Raw genomic sequence first — 15,061 nt, forward strand, 5'->3', positions numbered from 1 at the left:
CTCCCACGGTCTGTACTGCGGCTAACAGTCAGAATCGGCTTTGTCGTCCCACCACCCCTTCGAGTATCACCATACAAGCCGGCTTGCCGGCGATAGGGCCAACACCGTCTTACCCTTGAGCCAACGCATCGAAGCGCCCCGCCAACCCCCGCTCGGCAAACTGCTCCACCACAAAATCGATGAACGCCCGGGTCTTGCCCGGCAACAGCTTGTGCCCGGCGTAGTACAGGCTGATATGCCCATCGTCCACATACCAATCCGGCAACACCCGCTGCAGCGCCCCGGCGTCCAGGTAAGGCACGGCAAACGGCAGGCTCACCAAGGCTATCCCCAACCCCTGCACGGCCACCGCGCAAGCGGCATCGGAATCACTCATGGTCATCGCCTGGCGCAGCAGCAAAGGCTGCTGCTCCTGCGCGCGGCTGGTCAGCGGCCAACTGCGCACACGCCCGGTTTGCGGTGAGCGGATCAATATCCCAGCATGCCGCTGCAGCACTTCGGGGTGTTCGATCGGCGCATGCTGTTGCAGGTAGCCAGGTGACGCCACCAACACCCGATGCGCCACCGTCAGCTTGCGCGCCACCACCCCGGGCGGCAGTTCGAAGCCACCGCCAATGGCAGCATCGAAACCCTGGCCGATCAGGTCGACCTGGCGGTTGTCGAAATGCCAGTCCGGGGTGATCGCCGGGTAGCGCCGCAAGAATTCGCCCAGCAGCGGCAACACATAGAGCCGGCCGAACACCGTGCCCATGCTCACCCGCAACAGCCCCGCCGGCTGGCCTTCGGCGCTTGCCAGGTTGGCCACGGCGTACTGGATGGTACGAAAGCTGTCGCTCACCTCACCGAGAAATCGCTGCCCCGCTTCGGTCAGGGTCAGCTTGCGCGTACTACGCTGGAACAGCCGCACGCCAAGGCGCGCTTCCAGCTGGGCGACGTGCTTGCCCACTGCCGCCGGGGTCAGGCTCAGGCGCCTGGCTGCCTCGGCGAAACTGCCGACCTCGGCGCTGCGGATGAAACATTCGAGGGCGCTAAAGGATTCCGTGGCCATGATTGCCAACCAAAGGTTCACTCTGCTGATAGTGATTGCCATCTTATCAGTAGGTAATCCACGGTCGATACTGCGCCCATCCAAGGCATTCGGCCTTGCTTCCAGCAGGAGATCAGCATGTCCAAGCAATTTAACCTCGAAGGCAAAGTGGCCCTGGTCCAGGGCGGTTCGCGCGGCATCGGCGCCGCCATCGTGCGCCGCCTGGCCCGCGAAGGTGCCCAGGTGGCCTTCACCTATGTCAGCTCCGAAGGCCCGGCCCAGGCCCTGGTAGAAGAAGTGCAGGCCGCCGGCGGCCAGGCCCTGGCCCTGCGCGCCGACAGCGCCGACGCCGCTGCCGTGCAACTGGCGGTGGACGACACCGTGAAAGCCTTCGGCCGCCTCGACATCCTGGTCAACAACGCCGGCGTGCTGGCGGTTGCGCCACTGGCCGACTTCGACCTGGCGGACTTCGACCGCACCCTGGCGATCAACGTGCGCAGCGTGTTCGTCGCAAGCCAAGCCGCCGCCCGCTACATGGGCCAGGGCGGGCGCATCATCAACATCGGCAGCACCAACGCCGAGCGCATGCCGTTTGCCGGCGGGGCAGCGTATGCCATGAGCAAGTCGGCGCTGGTGGGCCTGACCAAAGGCATGGCGCGTGACCTGGGGCCGCAGGGCATCACCGTGAACAACGTGCAACCGGGGCCGGTGGACACCGACATGAACCCGGCCAGCGGCGAGTTCGCCGAAAGCCTGATCCCGTTGATGGCGATCGGGCGTTACGGCCAGGCCGACGAGATCGCCAGCTTCGTCGCCTACCTGGCGGGGCCGGAAGCCGGCTACATCACCGGGGCCAGCCTGACCGCCGACGGCGGCTTCGCCGCCTGAGCGAACGGTTGCCGGTGCCCGTGCGCACCGGCAACCGCTTTCAGCCCGGCATCAGATGTTGCTCGAGCATGCCCAGAAACGCCCGCGCTGCAGGCGTGGGGCTGTTCGACCACACCGCATACAAATGCCGCACAGGCGCATCGGCCAGCCGCGCGACCGCCACGCCCGGGATACCTTGGGCACTGCGCTCGGGCACCAGCCCGACCGCCATGCCCCGCTGCACGAATTTCTCCACCAGACGAATATGGCCGATCTCGAACTGCACCCGCCGCACCAGCCCCGCCGCCTGGAAGGCTTCATCGGTCTGGCGCCGCGCGCCGGTACCTTCAGGGAAATCCACCAGCACCTCGCCAGCCAGATCGGCGAGCGTCAGTTGGGGGCGGCCCGCCAGGCGATGGCCCGGTGGCAACAAGGCCACCAGTTCCTCACGCGCCAGCAGACGATGCTGGACACCCTGCACCACTTCGCCCTGCCACAGGCCGATGAACCCTACATCCAGGCGCCGCTCGCACACATCCGCTATCAGCCACTCGCTCTTGGCCGTGAGCCAGCGCACGTCCACATCCGGGTAGCGGCCATGAAATTGCGCCAGCAGTTCAACCAGGTCCAGCGCGGTCAGCGAACTGATCTCGCCAATCGACAGCCGCCCACGCACCTGGCCACAGGCTGCGGCCACGTCATCGGCGATCCGCCCGGCGGCCTCCACGGCCGGGCGGGCGCTGAGCACGAAGGCTTCGCCCGCAGGGGTCAGGCGCACCCGCCGCGAACTACGCTCGAACAGGCTGACGCCCAGTTGCGCCTCCAGGCGCGCCACCTGATGGCTGAGCGCCGACTGCACCACATGGCAGCGCTCGGCGGCGCGGGTGAAGCTGCCGGTGTCGGCCACGGCCAAGGCATATTCAAGCTGCTTGAGGTTCATCGATCTATCTGCTTTCGAGATGGATAAGCTGATAACTATACATTGGCGTCATGCCAGACAACTCCAGATACTAATTGCCACTCACCCCTGCCCGCACCGAGATTGCCATGAACGCCCCCACCTTGAGCCGTGCCCTGATCCTGCTGATGGCCACCGCCACCGGCCTGGCCGTGGCCAGCAACTACTACGCCCAACCGCTGTTGCACAGCATCGCCGAGCAGTTCGGCCTGAGCACCGCCAGCGCCGGCAGCATCGTCATCGCCGCCCAGCTCAGCTATGGCGCCGGGCTGTTGCTGCTGGCGCCGCTGGGTGACCTGTTCGAGCAGCGCCGGCTGATCGTGGTGATGACCGCGATCGCCACCCTGGGCCTGGTCATCAGCGCCTGCGCCCCGAGCCTGCCCTGGTTGCTGCTGGGTACCGTGCTCACGGGCCTGTTCTCGGTGGTGGCGCAAATTCTCGTGCCACTGGGCGCAACCTTGAGCGCACCCGAGCAGCGCGGCCGGGTGGTGGGCACGCTGATGAGCGGCCTGCTGCTGGGCATCCTGCTGGCGCGCACGGCGGCAGGCTTCATGGCCGAACTGGGGGGCTGGCGCAGCATCTATGTGCTGGCCGCCGTGCTCATGGCCATCACCGCCGTCGCCCTGTACCGCAGCCTGCCGCAGCACGACAGCCATGCGGGGCTGAAATACCCGGCCTTGATCGGCTCGGTGTTCCGCCTGTTCGTCGAGGAGCCGGTGCTGCGCCTGCGTTCGCTGCTGGGCCTGCTGGCGTTCAGCCTGTTCGCTTTGTTCTGGACGCCCCTGGCGTTTCTGCTGGCCAACGAGCCCTACCATTATTCCGACGCGGTGATCGGCCTGTTCGGCCTGGCCGGTGCGGCGGGTGCGCTGTCGGCCAACTGGGCCGGGCGCCTGGCAGACCGTGGCAAGGGCTCGCTGGGCACCACTGTGGGCCTGGTCGCTTTGCTGCTGGCATGGGTGCCGTTGGGCTTCGCCCAGCACTCGCTGGCCGCGTTGCTAGCAGGCGTGCTGGTGCTGGACCTGGCCGTGCAGCTGGTGCACGTGAGCAACCAGAATGCGGTGATCGCCCTGCGCCCTGAGGCACGCACACGTCTCAATGCCGGCTACATCACCTGTTATTTCATCGGCGGCGCGCTAGGCTCGTTGCTGGGCACGCAATTGTTCCAGCATCAGGGCTGGATGGGCATCGTGGTCGCCGGGTTGGCCATCGGGACGTTGGCACTGCTGGTCTGGGTTGGCGCCGAACGCAAGCGCCAGCGGGCCATGCAGGCTCCCGCGACATAGCGCCGCTACCCTCTGTCGCCTGATCGTTGACTTGCCTGGCGCCGCGGCGCTCATTAAAGCCCAGGTCAAAAGCCCTTCCACTGACAGGACGACACAATGACAAGACTCACGGTGCAATCCGGCGATTTCTTGCAAGGTGAAGGCGAGTTTCGCAATGGATCGCTCACTCTCAAGACCCCGCGCAGCCCTTCGCCTGGCGAGCGGATTTCCCTGGCACGCATCAGCGACCTGCGCCTTGCCAGCCTCGAATCCAACCGCAGCCTCGGTACCGCCATCGGCTGGGGCGTGGCCGGCGCCCTGGTGGCAGGCCCGGTGGGCTTGCTGGCCGGGCTCTGGCTCGGCGGCAAGGAGCAGGAAGCCACCTTCCTGGCCACCTTCAAGGATGGCCGCAAGCTGATGGCGGTCACCGACGGCAAGACCTGGTCGAAGATCGACGACAGCTGGCGCCAGCACCGGCGGCCCGCCAACGCAGACTGAGGGTCTTCGGGTAACATGGCGGCTTTTTGACCGCACCGCGCCTGCACCCGGGCGCCGTGCGGTCTACGCCAGCTAAGGACTCCGGTAATGCCTCTGCCTCACCCCCGCCTGCCCCTGAGCCTGCTCAGCCTGGGCCTGGCCTTGCACTGCCCGCATGCCACGGCCGAAGACAGCGTCGTACTGGCCCCGGTGCAGGTTTCCGACACCTACGGCGACGACGGCTACCAGGCGCGGGAAGCCTCGGTGGGCGGGTTCCAGGCCGCGCCGTTGCTCGACACCCCGGCGGCGGTCAGCGTGTTCAATCAGCAGCTGATCGAAGACCGCCAGGTGCGCCTGCTCAGCCAGGTGCTGCAGAGCGATGCCTCGGTCGGCGAAAGCTACGCGCCGATCGGCTATTACGAAAACTTCAACGTGCGCGGATTCGAGCTCAACGCGGCCAGCAGCTACCGCATCAATGGCCAGACCATTGCCGGCGAGCAGAACGTGGCGCTGGAGAACAAGCAGCAGGTCGAATTGCTCAAGGGCTTGTCGGGGTTGCAAAGCGGCGTGTCGGAGCCCGGCGGGCTGATCAACTACGTGACCAAGCGCGCCGCGGACGTGCGCAGCGTGACGGTCTCGACCAACGAGCAGGGCGAGCGCTACCTGGCCACTGACCTTGGCGGCTGGTTCGGCAGCGAGCGCCAGTTCGGCCTGCGCGCCAACCTTGCCCACGAGGACATCCGCTCCTACGTCGACCATGCCGACGGCAAGCGCGATTTCGCCTCGCTGGCCTTCGACTGGCAGATCAACCCGGATGCCACGCTGCAACTCGATGCCGAGTACCAGCACCGCGAGCAGCGCTCGGTGCCCGGCTACCAACTGCTTGGCGGCAGCGCCCTGCCCCACGGCATCGACCCGGATGACCGCCTGGCCTACCAGCACTGGGCCAAACCCGTGCAAAACGATGCGCTGAACCTGGGCGGGCGCTTCGAATACCGTTTCAACGAGGCCTGGAGCGGCACCTTGAGCGCCTCGCGCAGCAAGGTGGTGATCGATGACTACAGCGCCTTTGCCTGGGGCAGCGGCGGCGGCATGCAGTCGCATTTCAGCCCCGAAGGCGACTACGACATCTATGACTTTCGCAGCCCCGACGACACCCGCCGCATCGATGAAGCCCAGGCCCTGCTCAACGGCCGCTTCGATGCATTGGGTGTCGGCCACGAGCTGACCCTGGGCAGCAGCGCGCAACGCCGCACCCTCGACCAGCGCCCCTACTACAACGACCTGGTCGGCAGCGGCAACATCTATACCGGCGCGCCTGCGGTGCCGCCGTCGGACAGACCGACAGGCGCCAGCGAGCGGCGCCTGGACAGCCGCCAGTACGGGGTGTTCATCAGTGACCGCATCACCTTCGACCAACACTGGCAGACCGTGCTCGGCGCCCGCGAAGTGCGCCTGGACGAAAAGACCTGGGACGAAAATGGCGCAGCCGGGCGCCATACCCAGCAATACCAGCTGCTGCCCAATGCCGCGCTGATCTACAAGCCGCGCCCCGATACCACGCTGTATGCCAGCTACGCCAAGGGTTTGTCGGCCGGCGGCACGGCGCCCTGGTTTGCCAGCAACGCCGCAGAAATTCTCGCCCCTACCCTCTCCCATCAGCTGGAGCTCGGCATCAAGCGCGATTGGCAGGGCATGAGCTTGAGCGCCGCGCTGTTCCAGATTCGCCAGGCGTACCAGTACGCACGGCCGGAAGGTGATGGCAGCTTCACCTATGTGCAGCAGGGCCAGCAGAAGAACATCGGCCTGGAGCTGGGCGCCAGCGGCTGGGTGACCTCCAACCTGCAGCTGCAGGCCAGCGCCGCGGCGATTCGCGCGCGGGTGAAGAACAGCGACACCGATGCCTACGAAGGCCACCAGGCGATCAACGTGCCGAACCTGCGCGCGGCCTTGCACGCCGAGTACAGCCTGCCGCTGCCGGGCCTGGCGTTGCTCGGCGGGGCGCGCTACAGCGCCAGCAAGTATGCGAGCCAGGCGGGGAATGTGGCGGTTGGCGGGTATACCGTGTTCGATGTCGGGAGCCGGTATCGCACGCGCATCGGGGGGTATGACACGGTGCTGCGGTTGACCGTGGATAACCTGTTCGACAAGCGCTACTGGCGGGACGTGGGCGATTACCTGGGCGACAACTACCTGTTCCAGGGGGCGCCGCGCACGGCGCGCTTGTCGGCTTCGGTCAGCTTCTGACCTTCTACTGTGGGAGTGGGGCAAGCCTCCTCCCACAGAGCACTGCCCCCAGGACAATCTGGGTGACCCAGAATGCAAAAAGCCCCCGAACTTTTCAGCTCGGGGGCTCTTCGCAGAATGTGGCGGTGAAGAAGGGATTTGAACCCTTGATACGATTTCTCGTATACACACTTTCCAGGCGTGCTCCTTCGACCACTCGGACACTTCACCGTTTCTCTTCAAGGCTTTCACCCTGTCGAGGCGCGCTAATTTAGTGGAAGAGCTTTTCTTTGGCAAGTATTTTTTTCAAATTTTTCATGCATTTAAGCCAACCCACCGAAAAACCGAGGGCGCCAGGGCAATGCTGCCAATCTCGCCTGCGCTTTTACGGCCTGGCAACGCTCTACCCCGCCGCACCAAGGCGTGGCGCCCGCCCACTGACTGGCCGGTCAGCCTTGCTGCTTTACCTGGCTCGCGCCGCTGGGTAACGTCGTCGCCACGCCACCTAAAGGACTCTGTCATGAGCGAGCTGATTACCTACCACGCCGAAGACGGCATCGCCACCCTGACCCTGAACAACGGCAAGGTCAACGCGATCTCCCCGGATGTCATCACGGCCTTCAATGCCGCCCTCGACCGCGCCACCCAGGAGCGCGCCGTGGTGATCATCACCGGCCAGCCGGGCATTCTCTCGGGTGGTTATGACCTCAAGGTGATGACCTCCGGCCCGCAGCAGGCGGTCAGCCTGGTCACCGCCGGCTCCACCCTGGCCCGGCGCCTGCTGTCGCACCCCTTCCCGGTGATCGTGGCCTGCCCGGGCCATGCCGTGGCCAAGGGCGCCTTCCTGCTGCTGTCGGGCGACTATCGCATCGGCGTCGAAGGCCCGTACAAGATCGGCCTGAACGAAGTGCAGATCGGCATGACCATGCACCACGCCGGCATCGAACTGGCCCGCGACCGCCTGCGCCGCTCGGCCTTCCACCGCTCGGTGATCAATGCCGAGATGTTCGACCCCAAGGACGCGCTGGATGCAGGCTTCCTGGACAAGGTCGTGCCGGCCGAGCAGTTGCAGGAAACCGCGCTGGCAGCGGCCCGTGAGCTGAAGAAGCTGAACATGCTGGCGCACAAGAACACCAAGCTGAAGGTGCGCAAGGGGCTGCTGGATCTGCTGGATGAAGCGATCCTGCTGGATCAGGGCCATATGGGCTGACCTTCAGGGCCCTGTCGCCGGCAAGCCGGCTCCCACCGGTTGGCGGCGACAGGGCCACACAGGACACACACCAAGGTTTGCCCCAGCCAGTGCACAGCCGTACACTGCGCCGCGACTGTCTGGTGTGAGTCGTACAATGCTCTACTCCCTTCGCATGCTCCTGTTGGCGTTGCACTTTCTGCTGGTGGGTTGCATCGGTCTGCTGATCGGCCTGCTGCGCCCCTTCAACCGCGACAACAGCCGCGTGTTCGCCCGCCTCTACAGCATCCCGGCGACCTGGCTGATGCGCATCCAGGTCAAGGCCGAGGTCGGCCCGTTGTGGGACCAGCCGCCCGGCTGCGTGATCGTGGCCAATCACCAATCGAACTTCGACCTGTTCATCCTCGGCCACGTGGTGCCGCAGCGCACCGTCGCCATCGGCAAGAAGAGCCTGGGCTGGATTCCGCTGTTCGGCCAACTGTTCTGGCTTGGCGGCAACGTGCTGATCGATCGCAGCAACGCCTACCAGGCGCGCAAGGCCATGCAGGTGACCACGCGCATCCTGCGTGACGACACCTCGATCTGGATCTTCCCGGAAGGCACGCGCAACCCCCAAGAGCAGCTGCTGGCATTCAAGAAAGGCGCCTTCCACATGGCCATCGAGGCCGGCGTGCCGATCGTGCCGGTGTGCGTCAGCCGCTACACCCGGCGCCTGAGCCTCAATAGCTGGCGCAAGCGCACGGTGATCGTGCGCTCGCTGCCGCCGATCGCCACCGCCGGGCTCAGCCAGCAGGACCTGCCGGCGCTGATCGCCCAGTGCCGCACGCAGATGCAGCAGTGCATCGACCGCATGGAAGGTGAACTGAGCAACCCCTAGGTTGCTCTTGAGGCCGCTAACGACCAAGCTGTAACCCGTGTGCAACCGAACAAGTGGATCACCATGGGTCGAGTCGTGGCATCGGCGGTGTACGCCGCCGGCAGGAAGGTCACCAACATCAATATCGACGAAGGCAGCGAATGGGCGCGCAAGCCTGGGCATTTCGTCTGGATCGGGCTGGAAGAGCCCAACGCCGAGGAACTGGCCAATCTGCAGCGCCAGTTCAACCTGCACGAGCTGTCCATCGAGGACGCGCTGGAAAAACACAGCCGGCCCAAGCTGGAAACCTTCGGCGATGCGCTGTTCATCGTCACTTATTCGCCCGTGCGCCATGAAGGCAAGCTGGAGTTCATCGAAACCCACATCTTTGCCGGCAATGGCTACATCATCACCTGCCGCAACGGCCACTCCAAATCCTACGCCCTGGTGCGCCAGCGCTGCGAAGCGCGGCCTTTGCTGCTGGAGCATGGCGAAGATTTCGTGCTGTATGCCCTGCTCGACTTCGTCACCGAGAACTACCAGCCGGTCAGCGAGGCGATCCATGGCGAGATCGAGGAGCTGGAGCAAAGCGTGCTCGGTGGCTCGCTGCAGGAAGAAGACATACGCCGCCTGCACAGCCTGCGCCGCGACATCCTCAGGCTGCGCCGCTACGTGGCACCGATGGTGGAGGTGAGCGAGGAGCTGCAGCGGCTGAGCTTCCCGTTCATCGACAAGAACATGCGCCCGTATTTTCGCGACGTGCAGATTCACGTCACGCGGCAGATGGAGGATTTGGCCGGGATCCGCGACATCGCCAGCCAGACCATCGAGATCGGCATGCTGCTGGAGTCGTCACGGCAAAGCATCGTGCAGCGCAAGTTCGCAGCCTGGGCGGCGATCCTGGCCTTCCCGACGGCGATTGCCGGGATCTACGGGATGAACTTCCAGAACATGCCCGAGCTGAACTGGCAATACGGGTATTTTGCGGTGCTGGGGGTGATCGGGTTGGGTTGTGCCGGGCTATATGCCAGCTTCAAGAAATCCGGCTGGCTGTGAGGGCCTCATCGCTGGCAAGCCAGCTCCCACAGGCTGTCGAGTAGCCTGTGAGGGCTGGCTTGTCGATCAGGCAGCGCTATCGCCTGCCTTGCCCGACTGCTGGACGAAACGCATCATCCACTCCCCCACCAGGTCGCCCTGGTGTTCGGTGGCCAGGCTCGCCACCGCCTTGTGGTACACCTCATCGCCCAGGTAATCCTGGCGCGCATCGAGCAGCGCCCGCGAGTAGTCGTGGACGAACTCCGGGTGCCCCTGGAAGCACAGCACCTGGTCGCGGATGTGATACGCCGCATTCGGGCAGAAATCGCTCGAGGCAATCACCGTGGCGCCCTCCGGCAGCTCGGTCACCTGGTCCTGGTGGCTGATCAGCAGGCTCAGCTCGGACACTTGCGGGTCCATCCACGGCGCGTGCGCAGCCAGTGAATAACGGTGCACGCCCACCCCCCAACCCTTGTCGGCGCGCTCGGCCTTGCCACCCAGGGTCAGCGCCAGCAGTTGATGGCCGAAACACACGCCCAGCAACTTCTCGCCACGCTCGTACAGCTTCAACAGGTAGGCCTTGAGCGTCTGGATCCAGGGATCGTTGCCGAACGAGTCAGCCTTGCTGCCGGTCACCAGGTAGGCGTCGAAGCGTTCGCCATCGGGGGGATAGTCGCCGTTCATCACGTTGTACACACAAAACTCGGCTGCGATCGGCTGCCGCGAGAAGAGCTGCTCGAACATCCTTCCGTAGCCCTGGTACTGCGCGGTCAACTCCGGTCGCAGGACATCGGTTTCAAGGATGCAGATGCGTAACGACATAGGGATAGTCCTGAACGACATGGGTGGGAATCTGTTGTAAAGACTGACGCGAAAGGCACGTACAAGCAAGTAGGCTGCACTGACGAACGGTCACATTTTGCCGGACTGGCGATGGCAGATTCGCGGCCGTCTAGTCAGGACATGCCAGCGAAATGGCCTTTGGCCTCATAGCACATCGCGATTTCGAATTGCGCCAATAGAACAAAGGGTTCTGAAACAGGGATGACGCAGCCCCTACTGTTGGTTGTATATCGATTTCAAAGAGGCAAGCAGTACCGGCGTGCTCCACGCCACTGTGATCGACCCGACGCGCGACAAGGAAGCCAACGGGTATTCAGGAATAACAACAAGAAGGCGGTCCGCCATGTTCAGACAATCGAAACTTCGCCAAGCTGGGCTCATTCTGTTCGCCACCACGCTGCTGCTGATCCTGCCGAACCTCACGCGCTTGTTCGGCTGATGGTGGCTGTGGCGTTCACCGGTCATGCACAGGTAACCTGCCGGCCTTGATGGTCGGAGAATGCCCATGCGCCGTTGCTTTGCCCTGCTCGCCCTGCTTTGCAGCCTGCCGCTGTCGGCGGCGCAACTGCACCTGGAACTGGGCGGCACGCCGCGCCAGCTGGACAGCGCCGACCTGCTGAGCCTGCCCCAGGCCCGCGATATCAGCATCGAACAAGACGTTTCCTACAAGCGGCCCATGCGCTATCGCGCGGTGCCGCTGGCCACGCTGTTGCCAGGCATCGCTGCCGATGACCATCTGCAGGCTGTGGCGCTCGATGGTTTCGCCGCCGAAATGCCCGCTGCCCCGCTGTTGCAGGATGGCCCGGCTCGCGCCTGGCTGGCGGTCGAAGACCCGGGCAAGCCCTGGCCTGCCTTGAGCAAAGGCAAGCCGAGTGCCGGGCCGTTCTACCTGGTGTGGACGAACCCACAGGCAAGCGGCATACGCCCGGAGCAATGGCCGTTCCAGATCGCCACGATCCGCCGCCTGGCGCCTGTCGAGCAACGCTTCCCGGCGCTGCTGCCAGACCCGAAACTGCCGGCCGATGATCCGGTGCGCAAGGGCTTTGCCCTGTTTCAGCAGAACTGCCTGGCCTGCCATCGGCTCAACGGCGCCGGTGATGCGCAGTTCGGGCCGGACCTGAACGTGCCGCACAACCCGACCGAGTATTTCCAGCCGGGGTTTTTGCGCCAGTACATTCGCGACCCGCAAAGCTTGCGGCAGTGGCCCCAGGCACGGATGCCGGGGTTTGCCGAAAGTGTGCTGAGTGAACAGGAACTGGATGCCTTGCTGGCTTACCTGGGGCATATGGCCAAGCGCAAGCCTTGAGGGCCCAATCGCCGGCAAGCCGGCTCCCACAGGAATCTCACTGTCTTCGAGTGCTTCGAAATGCCTGTGGGCAGCCCCGGGGTTTCAGGCTATTGGCCGCTCATGCTTGACGCCCCAGCCTTCGACCTCGCCGCCGTAGGGTGAAACGACCTGCTCGAAGCGCTCCTCGAAGTCACCGATGCCGCCATAGGTGGCATACATGACCTTGCTCAGTTCCAGGTGCCACGCGCCGTCGTCACGCTCATGCACCTGGGCATTGAGCGACTCGCCACGAAACTGCCCAGCCGCCCGGCGCGCGTTGGCCTCGTCGGGAAATACCGCGTAGAACTCGATGGGATGGATGCGGGTGAAATCGAAACCGCCAGCTTTCATCTGGCGCAGGACATTGCTGCTGATATCGTCGTTCTGGCTGCTGCTCATGAATCGTCCTCCCGAATAAAGCGATGGATAGACTTTCCGTGCACTACGCACCTGCCGAAACGGCCGGCAGATCGAGCTGATGCAAGACGCGAACTGAATAGGTGTGGCCCCGCAGAAAAGGCCTACACCTCCCACCAGCGTAGTGCCTGGCACGGCACCACGCCAACCTGCGGGTCAGGATGCTGCTTTGATACTGGTGATGATCACGCCGTTCTGCTCCTTGAGCCAGCGTGCCGTGGGGGATGGGGCGCGGTCCTGGAAGTCGTTGAGGTCCAGCTCATCCATGACCGGAAACAGATGCGAACGAATGGCGCGGGCCGCCTCTTCCTCGCTGGGGCACAGTTCCCCGTGCATCACCAACGTGGTCGGCTCGCCTTTCTGGTCGGCAAAGATGACTTCCCACTCTTTCATCGAATAGCCCTCAAGCAGAGAACATCGGAGTTGATGCCTGTAATTGCTTGACCGTGGGCCGAGGGGATTTGTTCAGTCCACTCGGCCCTGGCACAGATGAAATCGCTGTTACTTTGGCGTGCCGTGAACGACACCGGCGGTGTTGTCCAGCAAGCTCTTGGTCGCGGTCTGGATGTACGCTTCGAGCTTCTTGAGCATTTCCGGCTGGTCCGGGCTCTCGATCAGTTCGGCCTTGAACTCGCGGCCCAGCTGGTAGCGGTACATGCGCGGGCTCATGTCCTTGGACTCGATGAGGATGCGGTCACCCTGCACCAGCCCGACGATCTGCTCGCTGCCCGACGGCTTGATCATGCCCACGCCCTGGTCGCCCTCAGGCAGGTTGAGCAGGTCGCGGCCCCAGCACTGGTGGCGCGTCTCGCCACCGAGGCGGCCCATGATGGTCGGCACGATGTCGACCTGGGTACCGACGGTGTGGTTGACCGCGCCGAACTTCTCCTGAATGCCCGGAGCGATCAGCAACAGCGGCACGTTGAAACGGCCCAGGTCCAGCTCGGTGACCTGCTGCTGGTTGCCGAAACCGTGGTCGCCGACGATGACGAACAGGGTGTCCTTGAAGTACGGCTCCTTGCGTGCCTTCTCGAAGAACTGGCCCAGCGCCCAGTCGGAGTAGCGCATGGCGGTCAGGTGCTCGTCCAGGCGGCCCTGGCCGGTCACCGGCTCCACCGGCAGGTCTTTTGGCAGCGCATACGGGGTGTGGTTGGACAGCGTCTGCAGCAGCGCGTAGATCGGCTTTTTACCGTCGTGCTTGGCCAGCTCCTCGTTGCCGCGGTCGAACATGTCCTGGTCGGACACGCCCCAGGTCGGGTCGGAGAACACCGGGTTGACGAAGTCGTTACGGCCGATGAAGGTGGTCATGCCCTGGTTGCCGAAGAAACCGGACTGGTTGTCCCAGGCGAAGTCGCCGTTGTAGACGTACACATCGTCGTAGTCACGGGCGCTGAGCAGGGCTGGCAGGCCAGACAGCTTGTGGCCACCCTCCGGGGTCTGCATCAGGTATTCGAAGCCTGGCAGGTTGGGGAAGCAGGCCATGGTGGCGAACATACCCTGGTGGGTATGGGTGCCGTTGGAGAAGAAGCGGTCGAACAGCAGACCCTCCTTGGCCAGCTTGTCGAAGTACGGGGTGATGTTGTTCGGGCTGCCCAGGGCACCGACCGAATGGCCGGCGAAGCTTTCCATGAGGATCACCACGACGTTCTTGATCGGCAGGGTGCGCTCGGCCGGCGGCACGAAGTCACGGCGCACTGCTGCCTCGTCGGCATCGACCAGGGTGTCGTAAGGGGTCAGCAAGTGCTCGCGCACGGTCTGGGTGGCCAGTTTCTGCTCCAGCACCGGCTTCCAGATGTTGGCGCGGTCTTCGCCGAAGCGGCTCTTGGCGGCGTCGATCAGGGTCAGGGTGCCGTTCAGGCCCAGCTGGTTGACGAAGTTGGAGTCGGTGGTGAAGGCATCACCCCAGCGCATGGGCGGGCCCTGGCGCAGGGTGCCACGGGCGGCGACCACGGCCACCAGCAAAATCACCATGAACACCGCCAGGCGGTTGTACCAGGGCGCCACGCGCTGCTGGCCGTTGCCCCGGGTCAGGCGGTCGATGCCCTTGAACAGCAGGCTCAGCAGCCAGGTGCCGAACAGCCAGGCAAGGATGTAGCGAACCACCGGGAAGCCGTACCAGAGCATGCTCAGCACGGTTTTCGGGTCTTCCTTGATGTACTGGAAGACCAGGCCGTTGAGGCGCTGGTGGAACTCGCGGTAGAAGTCCATCTCCATCAGGCCGAGGAACATCACCACGCTCGAGGAGAGCGTCAGCCAGAAGCGGAACAGGCCACGCTGGGCCATCGCCCAGGGGCTGAGCATCGCCAGCAACAGCGGGATGCTCAGGTACACCACCACGCGCAGGTCGAAGCGCAGGCCGTTGAAGAAGCCTTCGGCGACTGTCGCGTAAGGGGTGTCGCCAATCATGTCGCTGTTGTAGACCAGCAGCGCCAGGCGTACCAGGCTGAGCATCACCATGATTACCAGGCCGCTGAGCAGCGTGTAGGCCAGGTGCGATTTCAAGGTCGGCGTGAATGATCGCGCGCCCTGTTGCTTCAAGGCATCCGTGTTAGCCATGAATGTGGAAGTCCTAGGATT

At 64.4% G+C, this 15,061-nt stretch carries 14 protein-coding genes and 1 tRNA gene; 8 read left to right on the plus strand and 7 right to left on the minus strand.

Annotation, left to right across the window (positions count from 1 at the left end; all coding sequences use genetic code 11):
• Positions 1 to 109: 109 nt before the first annotated feature.
• Entirely contained in the window at positions 110 to 1,048 is a 939-nt protein-coding gene (locus ACIPG5_RS14650; RefSeq protein WP_401375941.1) for a LysR substrate-binding domain-containing protein, read from the minus strand.
• A 117-nt stretch (positions 1,049 to 1,165) separates the two neighbouring features.
• Between ACIPG5_RS14650 and ACIPG5_RS14655 the strand changes: the two genes are divergently transcribed.
• Complete coding sequence (locus tag ACIPG5_RS14655; protein ID WP_401375944.1) at positions 1,166 to 1,915, plus strand: 3-oxoacyl-ACP reductase family protein; 750 nt, start codon at positions 1,166 to 1,168, stop codon at positions 1,913 to 1,915.
• A gap of 40 nt (positions 1,916 to 1,955) precedes the next feature.
• Here the strand turns inward: ACIPG5_RS14655 and ACIPG5_RS14660 are convergent, their stop codons facing one another.
• On the minus strand, positions 1,956 to 2,834 hold the full coding sequence (locus ACIPG5_RS14660) for a LysR family transcriptional regulator (RefSeq protein WP_401375947.1): 879 nt from the start codon (positions 2,832 to 2,834) through the stop codon (positions 1,956 to 1,958).
• Between the two features lie 107 nt (positions 2,835 to 2,941).
• Between ACIPG5_RS14660 and ACIPG5_RS14665 the strand changes: the two genes are divergently transcribed.
• The 3 genes from ACIPG5_RS14665 to ACIPG5_RS14675 all read left to right on the plus strand — a co-directional run bounded on the left by ACIPG5_RS14665 (position 2,942) and on the right by ACIPG5_RS14675 (position 6,838).
• The gene (locus ACIPG5_RS14665; RefSeq protein ID WP_401375950.1) at positions 2,942 to 4,135 is read left to right on the plus strand and encodes an MFS transporter; all 1,194 of its coding nucleotides are present in this window, start codon (positions 2,942 to 2,944) and stop codon (positions 4,133 to 4,135) included.
• Positions 4,136 to 4,231: 96 nt separating this feature from the next.
• Positions 4,232 to 4,612 (plus strand): hypothetical protein, encoded by a 381-nt coding sequence (locus ACIPG5_RS14670; protein ID WP_176512042.1) that lies wholly within the window; start codon positions 4,232 to 4,234, stop codon positions 4,610 to 4,612.
• Positions 4,613 to 4,699: 87 nt separating this feature from the next.
• On the plus strand, positions 4,700 to 6,838 hold the full coding sequence (locus tag ACIPG5_RS14675; RefSeq protein WP_401375953.1) for a TonB-dependent siderophore receptor: 2,139 nt from the start codon (positions 4,700 to 4,702) through the stop codon (positions 6,836 to 6,838).
• A gap of 120 nt (positions 6,839 to 6,958) precedes the next feature.
• Here the strand turns inward: ACIPG5_RS14675 and ACIPG5_RS14680 are convergent.
• Positions 6,959 to 7,048, minus strand: a tRNA-Ser gene (locus ACIPG5_RS14680).
• 289 nt (positions 7,049 to 7,337) lie between these two features.
• Here ACIPG5_RS14680 and ACIPG5_RS14685 point away from each other — a divergent pair.
• The 3 genes from ACIPG5_RS14685 (at position 7,338) to ACIPG5_RS14695 (ending at position 9,918) form a co-directional block, all read left to right on the plus strand.
• Entirely contained in the window at positions 7,338 to 8,027 is a 690-nt protein-coding gene (locus ACIPG5_RS14685) for a crotonase/enoyl-CoA hydratase family protein (RefSeq protein WP_286913037.1), read from the plus strand.
• Positions 8,028 to 8,163: 136 nt separating this feature from the next.
• Complete coding sequence (locus ACIPG5_RS14690) at positions 8,164 to 8,883, plus strand: 1-acyl-sn-glycerol-3-phosphate acyltransferase (RefSeq protein WP_176512033.1); 720 nt, start codon at positions 8,164 to 8,166, stop codon at positions 8,881 to 8,883.
• A 63-nt stretch (positions 8,884 to 8,946) separates the two neighbouring features.
• Entirely contained in the window at positions 8,947 to 9,918 is a 972-nt protein-coding gene (locus tag ACIPG5_RS14695; RefSeq protein ID WP_176512032.1) for a magnesium and cobalt transport protein CorA, read from the plus strand.
• Between the two features lie 66 nt (positions 9,919 to 9,984).
• Here ACIPG5_RS14695 and ACIPG5_RS14700 read toward each other — a convergent pair whose 3' ends face one another.
• Positions 9,985 to 10,719 carry an amidotransferase gene (locus ACIPG5_RS14700; protein ID WP_176512031.1) on the minus strand — a complete coding sequence of 245 codons (735 nt, stop codon included), beginning with the start codon at positions 10,717 to 10,719 and terminating at the stop codon, positions 9,985 to 9,987.
• Positions 10,720 to 11,245: 526 nt separating this feature from the next.
• Here ACIPG5_RS14700 and ACIPG5_RS14705 point away from each other — a divergent pair.
• A complete protein-coding gene (locus tag ACIPG5_RS14705) occupies positions 11,246 to 12,046 on the plus strand; it encodes a cytochrome c (RefSeq protein WP_176512030.1) in 801 nt (266 codons plus the stop codon).
• A gap of 84 nt (positions 12,047 to 12,130) precedes the next feature.
• On the opposite strand, the gene ACIPG5_RS14710 is transcribed toward ACIPG5_RS14705, so the two are convergent.
• The 3 genes from ACIPG5_RS14710 to ACIPG5_RS14720 form a co-directional block, all read right to left on the minus strand.
• Positions 12,131 to 12,466 (minus strand): ribonuclease E inhibitor RraB, encoded by a 336-nt coding sequence (locus ACIPG5_RS14710; protein ID WP_176512029.1) that lies wholly within the window; start codon positions 12,464 to 12,466, stop codon positions 12,131 to 12,133.
• A gap of 174 nt (positions 12,467 to 12,640) precedes the next feature.
• On the minus strand, positions 12,641 to 12,877 hold the full coding sequence (locus ACIPG5_RS14715) for a hypothetical protein (protein WP_176512028.1): 237 nt from the start codon (positions 12,875 to 12,877) through the stop codon (positions 12,641 to 12,643).
• Between the two features lie 108 nt (positions 12,878 to 12,985).
• Positions 12,986 to 15,040 carry an LTA synthase family protein gene (locus tag ACIPG5_RS14720; protein ID WP_401375960.1) on the minus strand — a complete coding sequence of 685 codons (2,055 nt, stop codon included), beginning with the start codon at positions 15,038 to 15,040 and terminating at the stop codon, positions 12,986 to 12,988.
• Positions 15,041 to 15,061 lie beyond the last annotated feature (21 nt).

It is taken from the genome of Pseudomonas sp. NPDC087029 (assembly GCF_044745345.1).
Classification (GTDB): domain Bacteria; phylum Pseudomonadota; class Gammaproteobacteria; order Pseudomonadales; family Pseudomonadaceae; genus Aquipseudomonas; species Aquipseudomonas faucium.